17 protein-coding genes are annotated in these 13,642 nt (G+C 50.7%); all 17 read left to right on the top strand.

Annotated features, from left to right (window positions below; all coding sequences use genetic code 11):
• The first annotated feature begins 17 nt into the window (after positions 1-17).
• A complete protein-coding gene (locus M3G15_RS16485) occupies positions 18-521 on the top strand; it encodes a flagellar hook assembly protein FlgD (RefSeq protein WP_260071517.1) in 504 nt (167 codons plus the stop codon).
• Complete coding sequence (locus M3G15_RS16480) at positions 518-898, top strand: TIGR02530 family flagellar biosynthesis protein (RefSeq protein WP_260071516.1); 381 nt, start codon at positions 518-520, stop codon at positions 896-898. Before M3G15_RS16485 ends, M3G15_RS16480 begins: the two co-directional genes overlap by 4 nt.
• A gap of 91 nt (positions 899-989) precedes the next feature.
• Positions 990-1,814, top strand: coding sequence for a flagellar basal body rod protein FlgG (flgG, locus tag M3G15_RS16475; RefSeq protein WP_260071515.1), 825 nt, complete (start codon positions 990-992; stop codon positions 1,812-1,814).
• Between the two features lie 80 nt (positions 1,815-1,894).
• Positions 1,895-2,119 carry a flagellar FlbD family protein gene (locus M3G15_RS16470; RefSeq protein ID WP_009223012.1) on the top strand — a complete coding sequence of 75 codons (225 nt, stop codon included), beginning with the start codon at positions 1,895-1,897 and terminating at the stop codon, positions 2,117-2,119.
• Positions 2,116-2,589, top strand: coding sequence for a flagellar basal body-associated FliL family protein (locus M3G15_RS16465; RefSeq protein ID WP_009223013.1), 474 nt, complete (start codon positions 2,116-2,118; stop codon positions 2,587-2,589). Before M3G15_RS16470 ends, M3G15_RS16465 begins: the two co-directional genes overlap by 4 nt.
• A 43-nt stretch (positions 2,590-2,632) precedes the next feature.
• Positions 2,633-3,634 (top strand): flagellar motor switch protein FliM, encoded by a 1,002-nt coding sequence (gene fliM / locus M3G15_RS16460; protein ID WP_009223014.1) that lies wholly within the window; start codon positions 2,633-2,635, stop codon positions 3,632-3,634.
• Entirely contained in the window at positions 3,621-4,868 is a 1,248-nt protein-coding gene (fliY, locus tag M3G15_RS16455; RefSeq protein ID WP_009223015.1) for a flagellar motor switch phosphatase FliY, read from the top strand. Before fliM ends, fliY begins: the two co-directional genes overlap by 14 nt.
• Positions 4,869-4,895: 27 nt before the next feature.
• Complete coding sequence (locus M3G15_RS16450; RefSeq protein ID WP_009223016.1) at positions 4,896-5,261, top strand: response regulator; 366 nt, start codon at positions 4,896-4,898, stop codon at positions 5,259-5,261.
• Between the two features lie 8 nt (positions 5,262-5,269).
• Positions 5,270-5,797, top strand: a complete 528-nt coding sequence (locus tag M3G15_RS16445; protein ID WP_009223017.1) for a flagellar biosynthetic protein FliO — start codon at positions 5,270-5,272, stop codon at positions 5,795-5,797.
• Positions 5,794-6,561 (top strand): flagellar type III secretion system pore protein FliP, encoded by a 768-nt coding sequence (fliP, locus tag M3G15_RS16440; RefSeq protein ID WP_009223018.1) that lies wholly within the window; start codon positions 5,794-5,796, stop codon positions 6,559-6,561. Before M3G15_RS16445 ends, fliP begins: the two co-directional genes overlap by 4 nt.
• Positions 6,562-6,598: 37 nt before the next feature.
• On the top strand, positions 6,599-6,868 hold the full coding sequence (fliQ, locus tag M3G15_RS16435) for a flagellar biosynthesis protein FliQ (protein WP_009223019.1): 270 nt from the start codon (positions 6,599-6,601) through the stop codon (positions 6,866-6,868).
• A 12-nt stretch (positions 6,869-6,880) separates the two neighbouring features.
• Entirely contained in the window at positions 6,881-7,669 is a 789-nt protein-coding gene (fliR, locus tag M3G15_RS16430; RefSeq protein WP_260071514.1) for a flagellar biosynthetic protein FliR, read from the top strand.
• 14 nt (positions 7,670-7,683) lie between these two features.
• Complete coding sequence (flhB, locus tag M3G15_RS16425; RefSeq protein WP_127576368.1) at positions 7,684-8,775, top strand: flagellar biosynthesis protein FlhB; 1,092 nt, start codon at positions 7,684-7,686, stop codon at positions 8,773-8,775.
• A gap of 21 nt (positions 8,776-8,796) precedes the next feature.
• On the top strand, positions 8,797-10,833 hold the full coding sequence (flhA, locus tag M3G15_RS16420; protein WP_009223022.1) for a flagellar biosynthesis protein FlhA: 2,037 nt from the start codon (positions 8,797-8,799) through the stop codon (positions 10,831-10,833).
• Complete coding sequence (gene flhF / locus M3G15_RS16415; protein WP_260071513.1) at positions 10,830-12,248, top strand: flagellar biosynthesis GTPase FlhF; 1,419 nt, start codon at positions 10,830-10,832, stop codon at positions 12,246-12,248. The genes flhA and flhF overlap by 4 nt, the downstream gene beginning before the upstream one ends.
• The gene (locus M3G15_RS16410) at positions 12,245-13,132 is read left to right on the top strand and encodes a MinD/ParA family protein (RefSeq protein WP_260071512.1); all 888 of its coding nucleotides are present in this window, start codon (positions 12,245-12,247) and stop codon (positions 13,130-13,132) included. The genes flhF and M3G15_RS16410 overlap by 4 nt, the downstream gene beginning before the upstream one ends.
• A 28-nt stretch (positions 13,133-13,160) precedes the next feature.
• Positions 13,161-13,642: response regulator (locus tag M3G15_RS16405; protein ID WP_260071511.1), on the top strand; the 482-nt coding region annotated here is incomplete at its 3' end.

Raw genomic sequence — 13,642 nt, 5'->3', positions numbered from 1 at the left:
AGAAAGGAGGTACCTCCGTGGCTGATACGTATTTTTCTTCGGTGTCGTGGCCGAATTATTCACAGAGTAACGTTCAAAAGGCCAGCACGAAAAGCAATGAGCTGGGCAAAGATGCTTTCCTTAAACTCATGATCGCCCAGATGCAAAATCAGGATCCTTTATCCCCGATGGACAATACGCAGATGGTTGCACAAATGGCCCAGTTTACGTCCGTTGAGCAGCTGACCAACATCTCTGAGCAGATTTCCGCTTTAGGGGAGTCCTTGGGCAATGATTCCGGACTGATCGGAAAACAAGTGACTTGGGTGAGTCAGACCAAAACAGGTAATTATGACGTTGCCACAGGCCAAGCTGAGGTCATTGTTGAGAGAGAAAGCGGCATCGTGGATTCCATCATCGTTCGCAGCGGTGTCCACTACGTGAAGGTAGGGGATAAGGAAATTAAAATCTCCGATATTGAGCAAGTAGGCGTACCTGCTGAAGCGTCTGACGGCGCCAGCCAAGGAGCGGATCCGTCATGAACGAGCCGATCCGAGTAGGCCAGCTGTATGCGGGCAGAATCGGGCCTAATGCACTAACGGCAACTAAAAGCACGCCGCAGAACGCTGTAGGGTCTAACTTTAAGGAGATGCTAGAGGATCGACTGGTCCATTTCAGCAATCATGCGGTGAAACGGTTGGAGCAGCGCGGAATCGAGCTGAAGCCGGAGCAGTTAAACAAGATTGAATCGGCGATTGACAGCGCCGCTGCTAAAGGAGCGAAGGATTCCCTCATTTTGTTGAAAGATATGGCCCTGATCGTGAACGTCCACAATCGGACCGTCGTGACCGCGATGGACGGAAGCAGCATGAAGGATAACGTATTTACTCAAATCGACAGCGCCGTCATCATTTCTTAAATTGGCTGGACCGGTTACGGGAGCCAATCGGCTGCGGATCGACTGAAGCGGCCGAAGCACGCAATTTAATCACTGGAAGGGATGAGAGCAAATGTTAAGATCAATGTATTCTGGCGTATCCGGAATGCGTGGTTTCCAAACCAAGCTGGACGTCATCGGCAATAATATTGCAAACGTCAATACGGTAGGCTTTAAATCCAGCCGCGTTATGTTTAAGGATATCATGAGCCAGACGGTCTCCGGGGTTACGGCTCCTGTTGAAGGTGAATCTGGCGGCGTGAACGCCAAGCAAATCGGACTTGGGGTTTCCGTTGGCTCCATCGATACATTACATACCGGCGGCAGTGCAATGACAACCAACAATCCGCTCGATCTGCGGATCGACGGGGACGGATTTTTCCTTGTGAAGCTGACTCCGGATCAAGAGGTTCCTTTCCTGACCCGTGCGGGAGACTTTCATCTGGATGCTGCGGGCCAACTGGTTACTTCGGACGGTTTGCTCGTGTGCAACAGCGACGGGGATGTCATTGAACCGATCGACTTTGACGCGGTCACTGCCTTCACGATCGCTTCCGATGGAACGATGATGCTGAAAAATGCCGACGGCGGAACGGACCCTGGTGAGGTTATCGGGGTAGCTCGGGTCACCAACCCAGAGGGGCTGGAGAAGATTGGCGGTAACCTTTATCGGGTCACTCTGAATGCCATCGCAGACGGAGAATTGACGTATACGAACCCGAATAACGCAGAAGAGGGGACGGGTGCTCTGATCGTCGGCCAATTGGAAATGTCCAACGTCGATCTGACGGGCGAGTTTACCGAAATGATCGTAGCGCAGCGGGGGTTCCAAGCGAATTCGCGGATCATCACGACCTCCGATGAAGTGCTTCAGGAAGTTGTTAATCTGAAACGTTAAGCGAAGGGGTAGCCGGGGAAGGGGAAACCGCCGTTCCCCGGCGGATATCCCCGCTTCCTTGATCGCTTAGGAGGGAAATCATGATTTCAGTAACACGCCTAAACGGTTCTCAGATGTGGCTGAATGCCATCATGATCGAGACTGTGGAAGAAACACCGGATACATACGTCACCCTGGTCACAGGGAAGCGGATTATCGTGCTGGAGAAGGCGGCCGATGTGATCCAGATGATACGAGACTATTATCGGGAGATCGGCATCCACGCAGCAACTATTAAAGTGCAACAAACGGAGGAATGGTCATGAAAAGAATGCTGCCATGGTTAATTACGATTTTGCTTGCCATCACATTAATCGTATTGGCCGCCTTCCTACTGGTGAATCAAATGAACAAACCTGAACCAGGTACCGAAGTGAATGCTGCTGTTGACAGCGTAGCTGCACCGAAGAAATTGTCGGCCGACGAACTCGTCCAGGTGACATCTACGATCGACGACATCAAGACGAATTTATCCGATCCGGATTATGTGGTGGTCATCGATTTTGCGTTCCAATTGGATAGCGCAGCATCTAAGGAAACCTTCGACAAAATCAAGGATTACAAAATCAAGCCGATTATTATCAAAACGTTGGCGGATACCAAGCCGGAGGAATTGACGGGTGCATTGGGAAAAGACAATCTGAGTTCCAAATTGCTCAACCTGATCAACAAATCGCTGCCGGAAGGGAAATTGATTCAGATCGATATTACTGACTTCATCATGTCGACGATCTAACGAATATCGAACGAATAGGGATTTTTCTAAGGGGGTGAGATGGTTGGTTGATGTGTTGTCGCAGAACGAAATCGATGCGTTGCTTGCTGCGTTATCATCGGGTGAAATGGACGCCGAGGAACTGAAAAAGGAAGAGACGCAGAAGAAGATTCGTTCCTATGATTTCAAAAGAGCGGTTAGATTTTCCAAAGATCATATTCGAAGCTTGACTCGAATTCACGAGAACTTTGCCCGTTATCTCACTACCTATTTTTCGGCTCAACTACGCACGTTCGTGCAAATTAACGTCGTTCAGGTCGAGCAGCTTCCTTATGACGAGTTTATCCGCTCCATTCCGAAAATGACGATTTTGAACATTTTTGAAGCGGAGCCGCTGGAAGGAAGAATGGTGCTGGAGGTGCATCCCAACGTCGCTTTTGCCATGCTGGACCGGCTGTTAGGCGGTCTGGGAACGGCACCTTCGAAAGTCGGAACGCTAACGGAGATCGAGACAATTATTATGGAACGGATTTTTAGCCGGGCCTTTGAAAGCTTGCAAGAAGCTTGGAAAACCGTCGTGGATATCAATCCGCGGATGGAGGCGCTGGAAACAAATCCTCAATTTATGCAAATCGTATCGCCGAACGAGACGATTGCACTGATCTCGCTAAGCACGAAAATCGGGGATACCTCCGGGATGATCAACCTTTGTATACCACATGTGGTTATCGAACCGATCATGCCGAAGCTTTCGGTTCACCATTGGTTTGTCTCTCAGAAGAAATCGCGTGTTCCCGAAGAAGTCGAGGCGTTGCGAAACCGGGTGAACAAAGCCAAGTTGCCGATCATCGCGGAGCTGGGCGAATCGCAGATTACGGTCCGTGAATTCCTGAGCTTGTCCGTCGGTGACGTTATCTCATTAAATAAACCCGTTCAGGAAGGACTGCAAATCCGGGTTGGCGATCGATTGAAATATATCGGCAGCCCCGGTACGGTGAAGGACCGGCTTGCGGTCCAAATCGATGAAATTGTCAGCGAAGGAGCTGAGGAACTTGACGAGCAATGATTACTTGTCTCAGGAAGAGATAGACGCATTATTAAAACAAGCCAATCAGGAGACGACCCAAGAGCTGTCGGTAAACGACGTACTGACTCCGCTAGAGCAGGACGCCTTGGGTGAAATCGGGAACATTACGTTTGGTAGTGCAGCTACGGCGCTCTCCACGCTGTTAAACAAAAAAGTGGATATCACGACGCCGAAGGTTTCCGTCATCACTCGTTCCCAGTTTGAAGCCGAGTTTCCGAAGCCGCATGTCGCGATTCACGTCCAGTACGTGGATGGCTTTGAAGGCATGAACTCTTTGGTTATCAAGACGAGAGATGCCCAAGTGATTGCGGATCTGATGCTGGGCGGGGAAGGGGATCCAGCAGAGGAAGAGTTAAACGAGATTCATATTAGTGCCGTGCAAGAAGCGATGAACCAAATGATGGGGTCATCGGCGACATCGATGTCCACGATCTTCAATCGGTTCGTTAATATCTCGCCGCCCGGTGTCGATATCCTGAACATGTCCAACGGGAATGGCTTGAGCAGCTTGCCGGAATCTGATCCGCTTATCAAGATCTCATTCCGTTTGACCATCGGGGATTTGATCGATTCGACCATCATGCAGCTGCTCACCGTTAAATTCGCGAAAGAGATGGTGGACAGCCTGATCAGCGGATCGACGGCAGAAACGAATGCCGGCGCGAAGGAAAGCGCGGCGGCGGCCGCACCGCCTGCGCCAACGCCAACGCCTGCACCATCGCCTGCGCATCAAGCCCCAACGTATCAGCAGCCTTCTGCGCCTTCCCAACCGATGCAGCAGCCGCCGATGCAAGAGGGTTATGGTTACGGGCAGCAAGCTCCATACGGGTATCCGCCTCAAGGACAGCCGTACGGCGAACCGCATCATTATGGACAGGCACCTGGGCGTAATTTGAATGTACAACCTGTACAGTTTGCAAATTTGGGGAACCCAGCTTTTAACCAGGTTGACGAAAATAATTTAAACTTACTGATGGACATACCCCTTAAAGTCACCGTAGAATTAGGTAGGACCCAACGGCAAATTAAAGATATCCTGGAATTGTCTCAAGGTTCTATCATCGAACTGGACAAGCTTGCTGGTGAACCGGTGGATATTCTGGTGAACAACAAACTGATTGCTAAGGGCGAGGTTGTCGTCATCGATGAGAACTTCGGCGTACGCGTCACGGATATCGTAAGCCAGTGGGACCGCATTCAAAAATTACAATAGTAGAAGTTTAGGGAGGATTTTAGATCAATGGCTAACCGAATTCTTATCGTAGACGACGCAGCATTTATGAGAATGATGATCCGGGACATTTTGACGAAAAACGGGTTTGAAGTCGTAGGGGAAGCACAGGATGGTGCGCAAGCGATTGAGAAATTTAAAGAGCTGCATCCGGATTTGATCACGATGGATATTACGATGCCGGAAATGGACGGGATTGCAGCGTTGAAAGAAATCAAGAAGCTGGATCCTAATGCGAAAGTGATCATGTGCTCTGCGATGGGGCAGCAAGCGATGGTTATCGATGCCATTCAAGCGGGTGCGAAGGACTTCATCGTGAAGCCATTCCAATCTGATCGGGTTATCGAAGCGATCAACAAAACGCTTGGGGTGTAAACTGAGCGATGAATAACTCGCAAGATACTCTCCCGGACGTAAACCTTTGGGGGAACCTGTTTACCGTCATTGTAGTTCTTGGCCTCATAATCGCTTTAATTATATTACTGGTCCGTTTTCTAGGTAAAAGGAACCGGTATTTGTCCCAGAGCCATGCCATTCGCACTTTGGGAGCCGTTGGCCTCGGACCAAACAAATCCCTGCAAGTGATCGAACTCGGGGGGAGCATCTATCTTGTGGGTGTCGGTGAGGACATTTCGTTAGTAGACAAAATATCCAACCCGGACGAGGTAGCCTCGCTGGTACAAGCCTTCGAAAATGAAGGAGCGGAACTTGCCGGATTGTCGTCGACTTTGTCCGGCTTGATCTCCCGGTTTCGGAAGGAACCGCCTCGGGAGGAAGAAGAACTGGACAGTGTCGCTTTCCACGAGGTGTTTCAATCGCAGCTGCGGAAGATGCCGGACCGGAAACGGCAAATGGAAGAACTCTTGCAGGATCCGGAAGAACAATCTACAGATCGGTCGAGGGAGTCATGAAGAGAAAATTGTTAATTGTCGGCTTGTTGCTGACGATATGGAGCATACTCGCAGTCTCCGTAGCATCGGCCGAACCCGTTGACCCGATTCCGAGCATTGGCATTCAAATCGGTAATTCGGATTCGGGCGGGGCATCAGGTACCACTTCGTTGTCGATTCTCTTAATGATTACGGTACTCAGTATCGCGCCGGCAATATTGGTGCTGATGACCAGCTTTACCCGTATTGTCGTGGTGCTGGGGTTTGTCCGCAGTTCGTTAGGGACGCAACAAATGCCGCCAAACCAGGTATTGATTGGCTTAGCTTTGTTCTTAACGTTATTCATCATGAGCCCAACGCTCTCCACAATTAATGAGGTGGCAGTACAGCCTTATATCAAGGGAGAAATCACCCAGACTGAAGCGTTGGACAAGGCGGCGGTTCCCATGAAGAAATTCATGTACTCGCATACGAGAACCAAAGATCTTCAGCTGTTCATGGGTTATACCAAAATGGAAAAGCCGAAGAGCTATGAGGACATCCCGCTTTCGGTGATGGTGCCTGCTTTTGCGATCAGTGAACTCAAGACGGCATTTCAAATGGGCTTTATGATATTTATTCCTTTTTTGATTATAGATATCGTTGTCTCCAGCGTGCTGATGGCCATGGGGATGATGATGCTGCCGCCGGTCATGATCTCACTGCCGTTCAAGATCTTGCTATTCGTGCTGGTAGATGGTTGGTATCTGATCGTCAAATCACTGTTAGTCAGCTTTAACACATAGAGGATAGGTTCAGGTTCAGGGAAGGAGAAAACGGTGTATGAGTTCGGAATTTATTATCGGTTTGGCCGGACAAGCCGTGTATACCGTGTTGAAGGTCAGCGCACCGATGCTGGTGATCGCTCTCGTGGTGGGGCTCTTGGTAAGTATCTTTCAAGCGACAACGCAAATTCAGGAGCAGACGCTTGCCTTCGTTCCCAAAATTGTTGCTGTTTTACTAGCGTTGCTGTTGTTTGGCCCTTGGATTTTGACGACGCTGGTTGACTTCACCTACGGAATTCTAAATAACCTATCTAGTTATATCGGTTAGGTTGCCGAAGATATGGATACGATACTGCACGGAATTTCTATTTTTATGCTTATTTTTTGTCGAATGACAGCCTTTTTTGTAGTTTCGCCCATATTTTCATCCCGATCGGTGCCGAATACGTTTAAGGTTGGTTTTTCCGGCATCATCGCGGTTGTCATTCTGTTGACCATTGGTCCGAATCAGTCGATACCAAACGACTTGGGATACATATTGGTGATTATTCGTGAAGTGCTGGTAGGTCTGTTGATGGGGTACGTGGCAAATCTGATCTTCTCCGTTATCCAAATGGCGGGCTCATTTATCGATATTCAAATTGGTTTTGGGATCGCGAACGTGATCGACCCTATGACCGGTGCATCGGCGCCCGTTTTGGGGAATCTCAAGTATATCATCGCCACATTGGTCTTCCTCAGCATGAACGGCCATCACTACTTACTGGATGCGGTTATTCGGAGCTACAACTGGGTCCCTTTATCCAATCAAGTGTTCCAACAAATTTATAACGGGAACTTGTCCGAATTTTTAGTTCAAACCTTCAGCCAGGCGTTTATGCTGGCATTTCAAATGTCAGCTCCGCTGGTGGTAGCTCTGTTTGTCACCGACGTAGCGCTTGGATTCTTGGCTCGAACTGCACCGCAATTCAACATTTTTGTTATCGGGATTCCGGTCAAAATCATCGTGGGGTTATTTGTGCTGTTGGTGCTTGTGCCGGGCTTTATCGTTGCGTTTCAAGCTTTGTTCGAGGTGCTGTTCCGAGCGCTTCATGATCTGCTCGGAACGATAGGACAAAGGCCGCAGTAGGATGGAGGATCGCTATGTCATATCGGTATTCGCTTGATCTGCAGCTGTTCGCTGGCGAAAAGACGGAAAAAGCGACTCCGAAGAAACGTCAGGAGGCCCGAAAAAAAGGTCAGGTGGCCAAGAGCCAGGAACTGACCGGCGCCTTGTTATTAATGGCCGGATTCCTATGCTTGACTGCATTTGCTGGTTATTTCAAGGACCGGTTGATTGGCTTGTTTGTTGACGTGTTTTATCATCGGCTGTCCATGGAGGTAACGAAAACGAACGTGATGGCGATGATGGGGGAGTACGCAGTGCAGGTGTTGTTGCTGCTGGCTCCAATCTTCCTGATTGTCATCGTCGTGGCTGTTGTTGCCGACTATGCCCAGATCGGTTTCATGTTGATCGGAGAACCGCTCAAAATCAAGTTCAGTAAGCTGGATCCGATCAAAGGGTTTAAAAACATCTTTTCCATGCGGTCGTTGGTTCAATTTATCAAAACGCTTTTTAAGCTGTTGATCATCGGGTATCTCGTCTACTCCACGATTTGGGGGTACCGCGGGAGCTTATCCGCATTAGGGCATGTATCGGTGGATGATACGTTTCATTTTACCGCCCAGTTAACGATGAATTTAGGGTTAAAAATTGCAGCCGCTCTAATCGTACTCGCGGTACTGGATTATATGTATCAGCGATATGAACATGAGAAGAATCTGAAGATGTCCAAGCAGGATATCAAAGATGAATATAAGAAAATGGAAGGCGATCCGCTCATCAAGGGGAAAATTCGGGAACGGCAGCGGCGGATGGCTCTGCAGCGGATGATGCAGGAAGTGCCGAAAGCTGATGTAATTATCACCAACCCGACTCACTTTGCGGTCGCTCTGAAGTACGACGGATCCAAAATGGATGCCCCGCAAGTCATTGCCAAAGGGCAGGATTATGTGGCGCTTCGCATTAAGGAAATCGCCAAAGAACATGGCGTAATTACGATGGAAAACAAGCCGCTGGCACGGGCGTTATTTCAACGAACCGAAATCGGGGAGACGATCCCTGCGGATTTGTTCCAAGCTGTTGCTGAAGTGCTGGCTTACGTATACCGAATCAAAGGCAGACCCAAATCATAATGGGATCGGAGGGGAACTTACGTGAAGAAATTTAAAGATTTATTTATTCTTGTTGGTATAATTGGCATCGTCTTACTGATGATCGTTCCGATCCCGACTTGGCTGCTGGATATTTTGTTGATCATCAATATTTCCCTCGCACTGATCATTTTGCTCGTTGCGATGAACACCAAGGAGGCCTTGCAGTTCTCCATCTTTCCAGCCATGCTGCTCGTGACGACCTTATTTCGTTTGGCGTTAAATGTATCGACGACCAAGCTGATTCTGGGACAGGCCAAAGCCGGCCACGTGGTGGCTACATTCGGATCATGGGTTTCACATGGAGAGCCCGTTGTCGGTTTTGTCGTCTTCCTGATTCTCGTGGTCGTTCAGTTTATCGTCATTACCAAAGGCTCGGAACGTGTAGCTGAGGTTGCTGCACGGTTTACCCTCGACGCGATGCCAGGGAAACAGATGAGTATCGATGCCGACCTCAATGCCGGCCTCATTAATGAGCAGCAAGCCCGTGAGCGCCGTAATAAGATTGAACGGGAAGCCGATTTCTACGGCGCCATGGATGGTGCGAGTAAATTTGTAAAAGGGGATGCCATCGCGAGTATCATTATCCTCCTGATCAACCTGATCGGGGGCTTTATTATCGGGATGACGATCCATGGCATGAGCTTTAACGATGCCCTTTCGACTTATTCGCTGCTGACGATCGGGGACGGCTTGGTCAGTCAGATTCCGGCATTGCTGATTTCTACCGCAGCCGGCCTGATCGTAACCCGCGCCTCCTCGGAAGGCAATCTGGCAGACGATATTACGGGGCAGCTGTTCACCTATCCGAAGCTGTTATTCGTAGTAGCTGGGACGATCGCCCTACTTGGCACCTTTACGCCGATCGGTATTTGGACAACTTATCCGTTCGCCGGATTAATGGTCTTTGCCGCGATTAAGATGCAGAAAAATATGGACCGGCGGCAAATCGAGCAGGAGCAACAGGAGGAGGAGCAGCAAATCGAAGAAGTTCGCAGCCCCGAGAGCGTCATCAACCTGCTTCAGGTGGATCCGATCGAATTCGAATTCGGTTACGGGCTGATTCCTCTTGCCGATACGGGGCAAGGCGGGGATTTGCTGGACCGGATCATCATGATCCGGCGTCAATGTGCGCTTGAACTTGGACTGGTTGTTCCCGTCATTCGCATTCGCGACAATATTCAACTAAAACCGAATGAATATGTCATCAAAATAAAAGGAAATGTCGTAGGCGGTGGTGAATTATTACTTAATCACTATTTAGCCATGAGTCCAGGGATGGATGACGACACGATTACAGGTATCGAGACCCGCGAACCTGCGTTTGGTTTACCGGCCCTTTGGATCGATGAAGCGACCAAGGATCGGGCGGAACTGGCGGGCTATACCGTAGTTGATCCGCCGTCTGTCGTGGCAACGCATTTGACGGAGCTGATTAAGAAGCATGCGCATGAGCTGCTGGGCCGTCAAGAGACGAAAGCCCTGGTCGACAACCTCAAGGAGAATTACGCGGTTCTTGTCGACGAATTAATTCCGTCTGTGTTGTCGATTGGTGACGTCCAGAAGGTGCTGGCCAAATTGCTTAAAGAGAAAATCTCGATTCGAGATATGGTGACCATTTTCGAGACGCTGGCGGATTACGGAACCTATACCAAGGATCCGGATGTGCTCACCGAATACGTCAGACAAGCGTTATCCCGACAAATTACGCAGCAATATACCCAACCAGGTGAAACGATGCGCGTAATCACTGTGGGACCTAACCTGGAGAAGAAAATCGCCGAGAGTGTGCAGCAGACCGAACAAGGCAGCTATCTGGCACTGGATCCAGCTTCAACGCAGACGGTCTTCCAGAAGCTGACGGAGCAAATCAACCGCTTGGTCCAAACGGGCCATCAACCGATCCTGCTCACCTCGCCAACGATCCGGATGTATTTGCGGCAAATCATTGAGCGCAGCATGCAGGATATTCCGGTGTTATCTTACAGCGAGTTGGAACCCAATGTTGAAATTCAAAGTGTCGGGGTGGTGAATTTATGAGAGTAAAACGATATATCGTCGACACGATGCCTGACGCCATGTTGAAAATTCGCAATGAGCTGGGTTCGGATGCGGTTATCTTGAGTACGAAGGAAGTAAAGCTCGGCGGTTTCCTCGGCATGTTCCAGAAAAAGAAGATTGAAGTGATTGCTGCGACGGAGGAGAAGGCGGCACCGGCACCTAAAGCCAAACCGCTTCTGCCGGCACAGCCGTCGGTTCCGGCTCCTGTTGCACGCCAAGCCGTGCCGGAGGCATACCGCAAAACGTCGCAGTTAGCCCAGCCTGCTGCCTCGCCGCAGGCTGGGTCTGCGTCCCCCGTTCTCACGGCCATTGGCGTTCAGGAACGGGAGGAGCCGATTATCACCCCGGTCATGCCGCCAGCGCCTCAGCCGCCGGTCACGGAGCCGCAGCTGCGCCAAACCTCCATTGAACCCGCTTCCAGCGCGGCTTCAGCTCGATTGGAGGCGGCGATCGCACGTGCGGCCGACCCCGAACAGTTCCTGGCCCCGACCGGGGCTAGGAGCGTAAACTCCGCCAAAGAAGAGCGCTTGCTCGAAGAAATTCGGCAAATGAAGATGTGGCTCAGCGAGCTGGCGAAGAAGCAAACCAATGGCCGCGAAATGCCGCCGGGTTTGCATTCTATCCAACAGCAGTTGATGAGCCAAGAGGTGGGCCCGGAGCTTGCAGATCGTTGGGTAGAAGAGGTTTACGAGGCTTGGTTAAGCTCCGGCAAGACTTTAAGCGATGACGACATGCAAGCTAGGCTTCGGACCATCGTCAACAGCTTCCTGGATCACCGGATCGATGCGGGGATTGGCGATCAGACAAGGATCGTATATATCGCCGGGCCGACGGGGGTCGGGAAGACGACGACCATTGCCAAGCTAGCGGCGGACCAAATTTTCCGCTTGCACAAGAAGGTAGGGTTCATCACGGCGGACACCTATCGGATTTCGGCAATTGAACAGCTGCGGACCTACGCAACCATCTTAAATGTACCGCTGGAGGTGGTTCAGTCTCCCGGCGATGTACAACGGGCCATGCAACGCTTAGAGCACTGTGACTTGATCCTGATGGACACGGCCGGAAGGAACTATCTGAATGAGCTGTTTGTGGCGGAGCTGCACAGCCTGCTTGCCCCTTCGGATGTCAGCGAGACGTATTTGGTCCTTAGCTTGACTTCCAAAGCGCAGGACATGAAACGGATCACCAAGCACTTTAGCAAATATAACTTGGATAAGTTAATTTTTACGAAGCTGGATGAAACGGAAACGACCGGCGCGATCTTTAATCTGTTAAACGAGTACCCGTTCAAGGTGTCTTTCCTGACCAACGGTCAAAATGTACCAGATGACCTGCTGCAGGCGGACGCCGAGTTAATGGTTGATATGCTGCTGGGAGAGCGGAAGCCATGAATGACCAGGCCCAAGCACTCAGACAATTGGTATCTTCGCATCGAGAGGCAGCTGGGTCTACGGCCCGCAAGGGTTCTGCCCGGATCTTGACGATCAGCAGCGGCAAGGGCGGCGTAGGCAAATCCAACTTTACGCTGAATTTTGCCTTAGCGCTAAAGTCGCTTGGACGTAAAGTACTGATCTTTGATGCGGATATCGGTATGGCAAATATCGACGTGTTAATGGGCATCAGGCCGAGATATAACTTGTATCACTTGCTGAAGGGAGAAAAGAACATTACGGAGATCGTGGAGCTGGGCACGCACGCGTTACCTTTTATTGCGGGCGGCTCCGGGCTCACCGAACTGTTCACCCTGTCCGAAGGGGATCTGAATTACTTCACCTCGCAGATCGAGATGATTTCCGAGGAGATGGATTTTATCCTTTTTGATACAGGTGCCGGTTTATCGAAGGAAACGCTCAAGTTCATCACCGCTGCCGATGAGTGCCTGGTCGTCACGACGCCGGAGCCAACCTCGATCACAGATGCTTATGCCTTGATCAAGGTTGTTCATGGAATGGATCAAGAGTTGCCATTCCGGTTAGTCGTTAACCGGGTCTCCGGGGAGCTTGAGGCGAAGCAGGTCGCCGATAAAATTTCGTTGGTCGCCAGCCGTTTCCTCGATATGGAAATCCCTGTGCTCGGCTATCTCAACGACGATCCGCATGTGATGCAGGCGGTCAAGAAGCAGGTTCCTTTCTCCATCGCTTTCCCCGGTTGCTCGGCAACGCGCGATATTCAGCGATTGGCTTTGGCTTATCTGAATGTTCCGCAAACCAAGCCGAAGGATACTTTATCGGGAATCAAGGGATTTATGCAGAAATGGTTAAAACTGGCAAAATGATTCTTCGTAAAGGAACAGGAGTGGAACGTTGATGTCTTATCGAGTGATGGTGGTAGACGATTCGGCGTTTATGCGTAAGATCATCTCGGACCTGATCGAACAGGACAAGGCTTTTCAGGTCTCGGCAACGGCCAAGAACGGACGCGAAGCGATTGAGCAAATCGCGCGAGTTCAACCGGATTTGGTGACGATGGACGTGGAAATGCCGGAAATGAACGGTCTGGACGCGCTCAAGGTCATCATGAAGGAACATCCGTTGCCGGTAATTATGCTGTCGGGCATCAATGAACAAGGCATGCGGGAGACGATCATGGCGCTGGAGCTTGGCGCCTTCGATTTCATCCGCAAGCCATCGGCTACCACCAGCGAGCATGACATCGAGCAGGTGGGCCGCGAGCTGCGCGAGCAGATGCGCGCCGCGATGCAGGCGAAGGAGCGGCGCGATGCCTGGACAGCGGCGCAGCTCAGCGCGCCGGTGCTGCCCGCGGCCGGCAAGCCGCCCCAGGCAGG

It is taken from the genome of Paenibacillus sp. p3-SID1389 (assembly GCF_025151705.1).
Classification (GTDB): Bacteria; Bacillota; Bacilli; order Paenibacillales; family Paenibacillaceae; genus Fontibacillus; species Fontibacillus phoenicis.
Note: the sequence above shows the minus strand (reverse complement) of the source record. Positions and strands in the feature narration are given on the sequence as shown.

Coding starts and splice junctions, on each gene's coding strand:
- M3G15_RS16480 (WP_260071516.1), top strand. CDS start 518: ATGAACGAGCCGATCCGAGTAGGCCAGCTGTATGCGGGCAGAATCGGG.
- flgG (WP_260071515.1), top strand. CDS start 990: ATGTTAAGATCAATGTATTCTGGCGTATCCGGAATGCGTGGTTTCCAA.
- M3G15_RS16470 (WP_009223012.1), top strand. CDS start 1,895: ATGATTTCAGTAACACGCCTAAACGGTTCTCAGATGTGGCTGAATGCC.
- M3G15_RS16465 (WP_009223013.1), top strand. CDS start 2,116: ATGAAAAGAATGCTGCCATGGTTAATTACGATTTTGCTTGCCATCACA.
- M3G15_RS16450 (WP_009223016.1), top strand. CDS start 4,896: ATGGCTAACCGAATTCTTATCGTAGACGACGCAGCATTTATGAGAATG.
- M3G15_RS16445 (WP_009223017.1), top strand. CDS start 5,270: ATGAATAACTCGCAAGATACTCTCCCGGACGTAAACCTTTGGGGGAAC.
- fliP (WP_009223018.1), top strand. CDS start 5,794: ATGAAGAGAAAATTGTTAATTGTCGGCTTGTTGCTGACGATATGGAGC.
- fliQ (WP_009223019.1), top strand. CDS start 6,599: ATGAGTTCGGAATTTATTATCGGTTTGGCCGGACAAGCCGTGTATACC.
- fliR (WP_260071514.1), top strand. CDS start 6,881: ATGGATACGATACTGCACGGAATTTCTATTTTTATGCTTATTTTTTGT.
- flhB (WP_127576368.1), top strand. CDS start 7,684: ATGTCATATCGGTATTCGCTTGATCTGCAGCTGTTCGCTGGCGAAAAG.
- flhF (WP_260071513.1), top strand. CDS start 10,830: ATGAGAGTAAAACGATATATCGTCGACACGATGCCTGACGCCATGTTG.
- M3G15_RS16410 (WP_260071512.1), top strand. CDS start 12,245: ATGAATGACCAGGCCCAAGCACTCAGACAATTGGTATCTTCGCATCGA.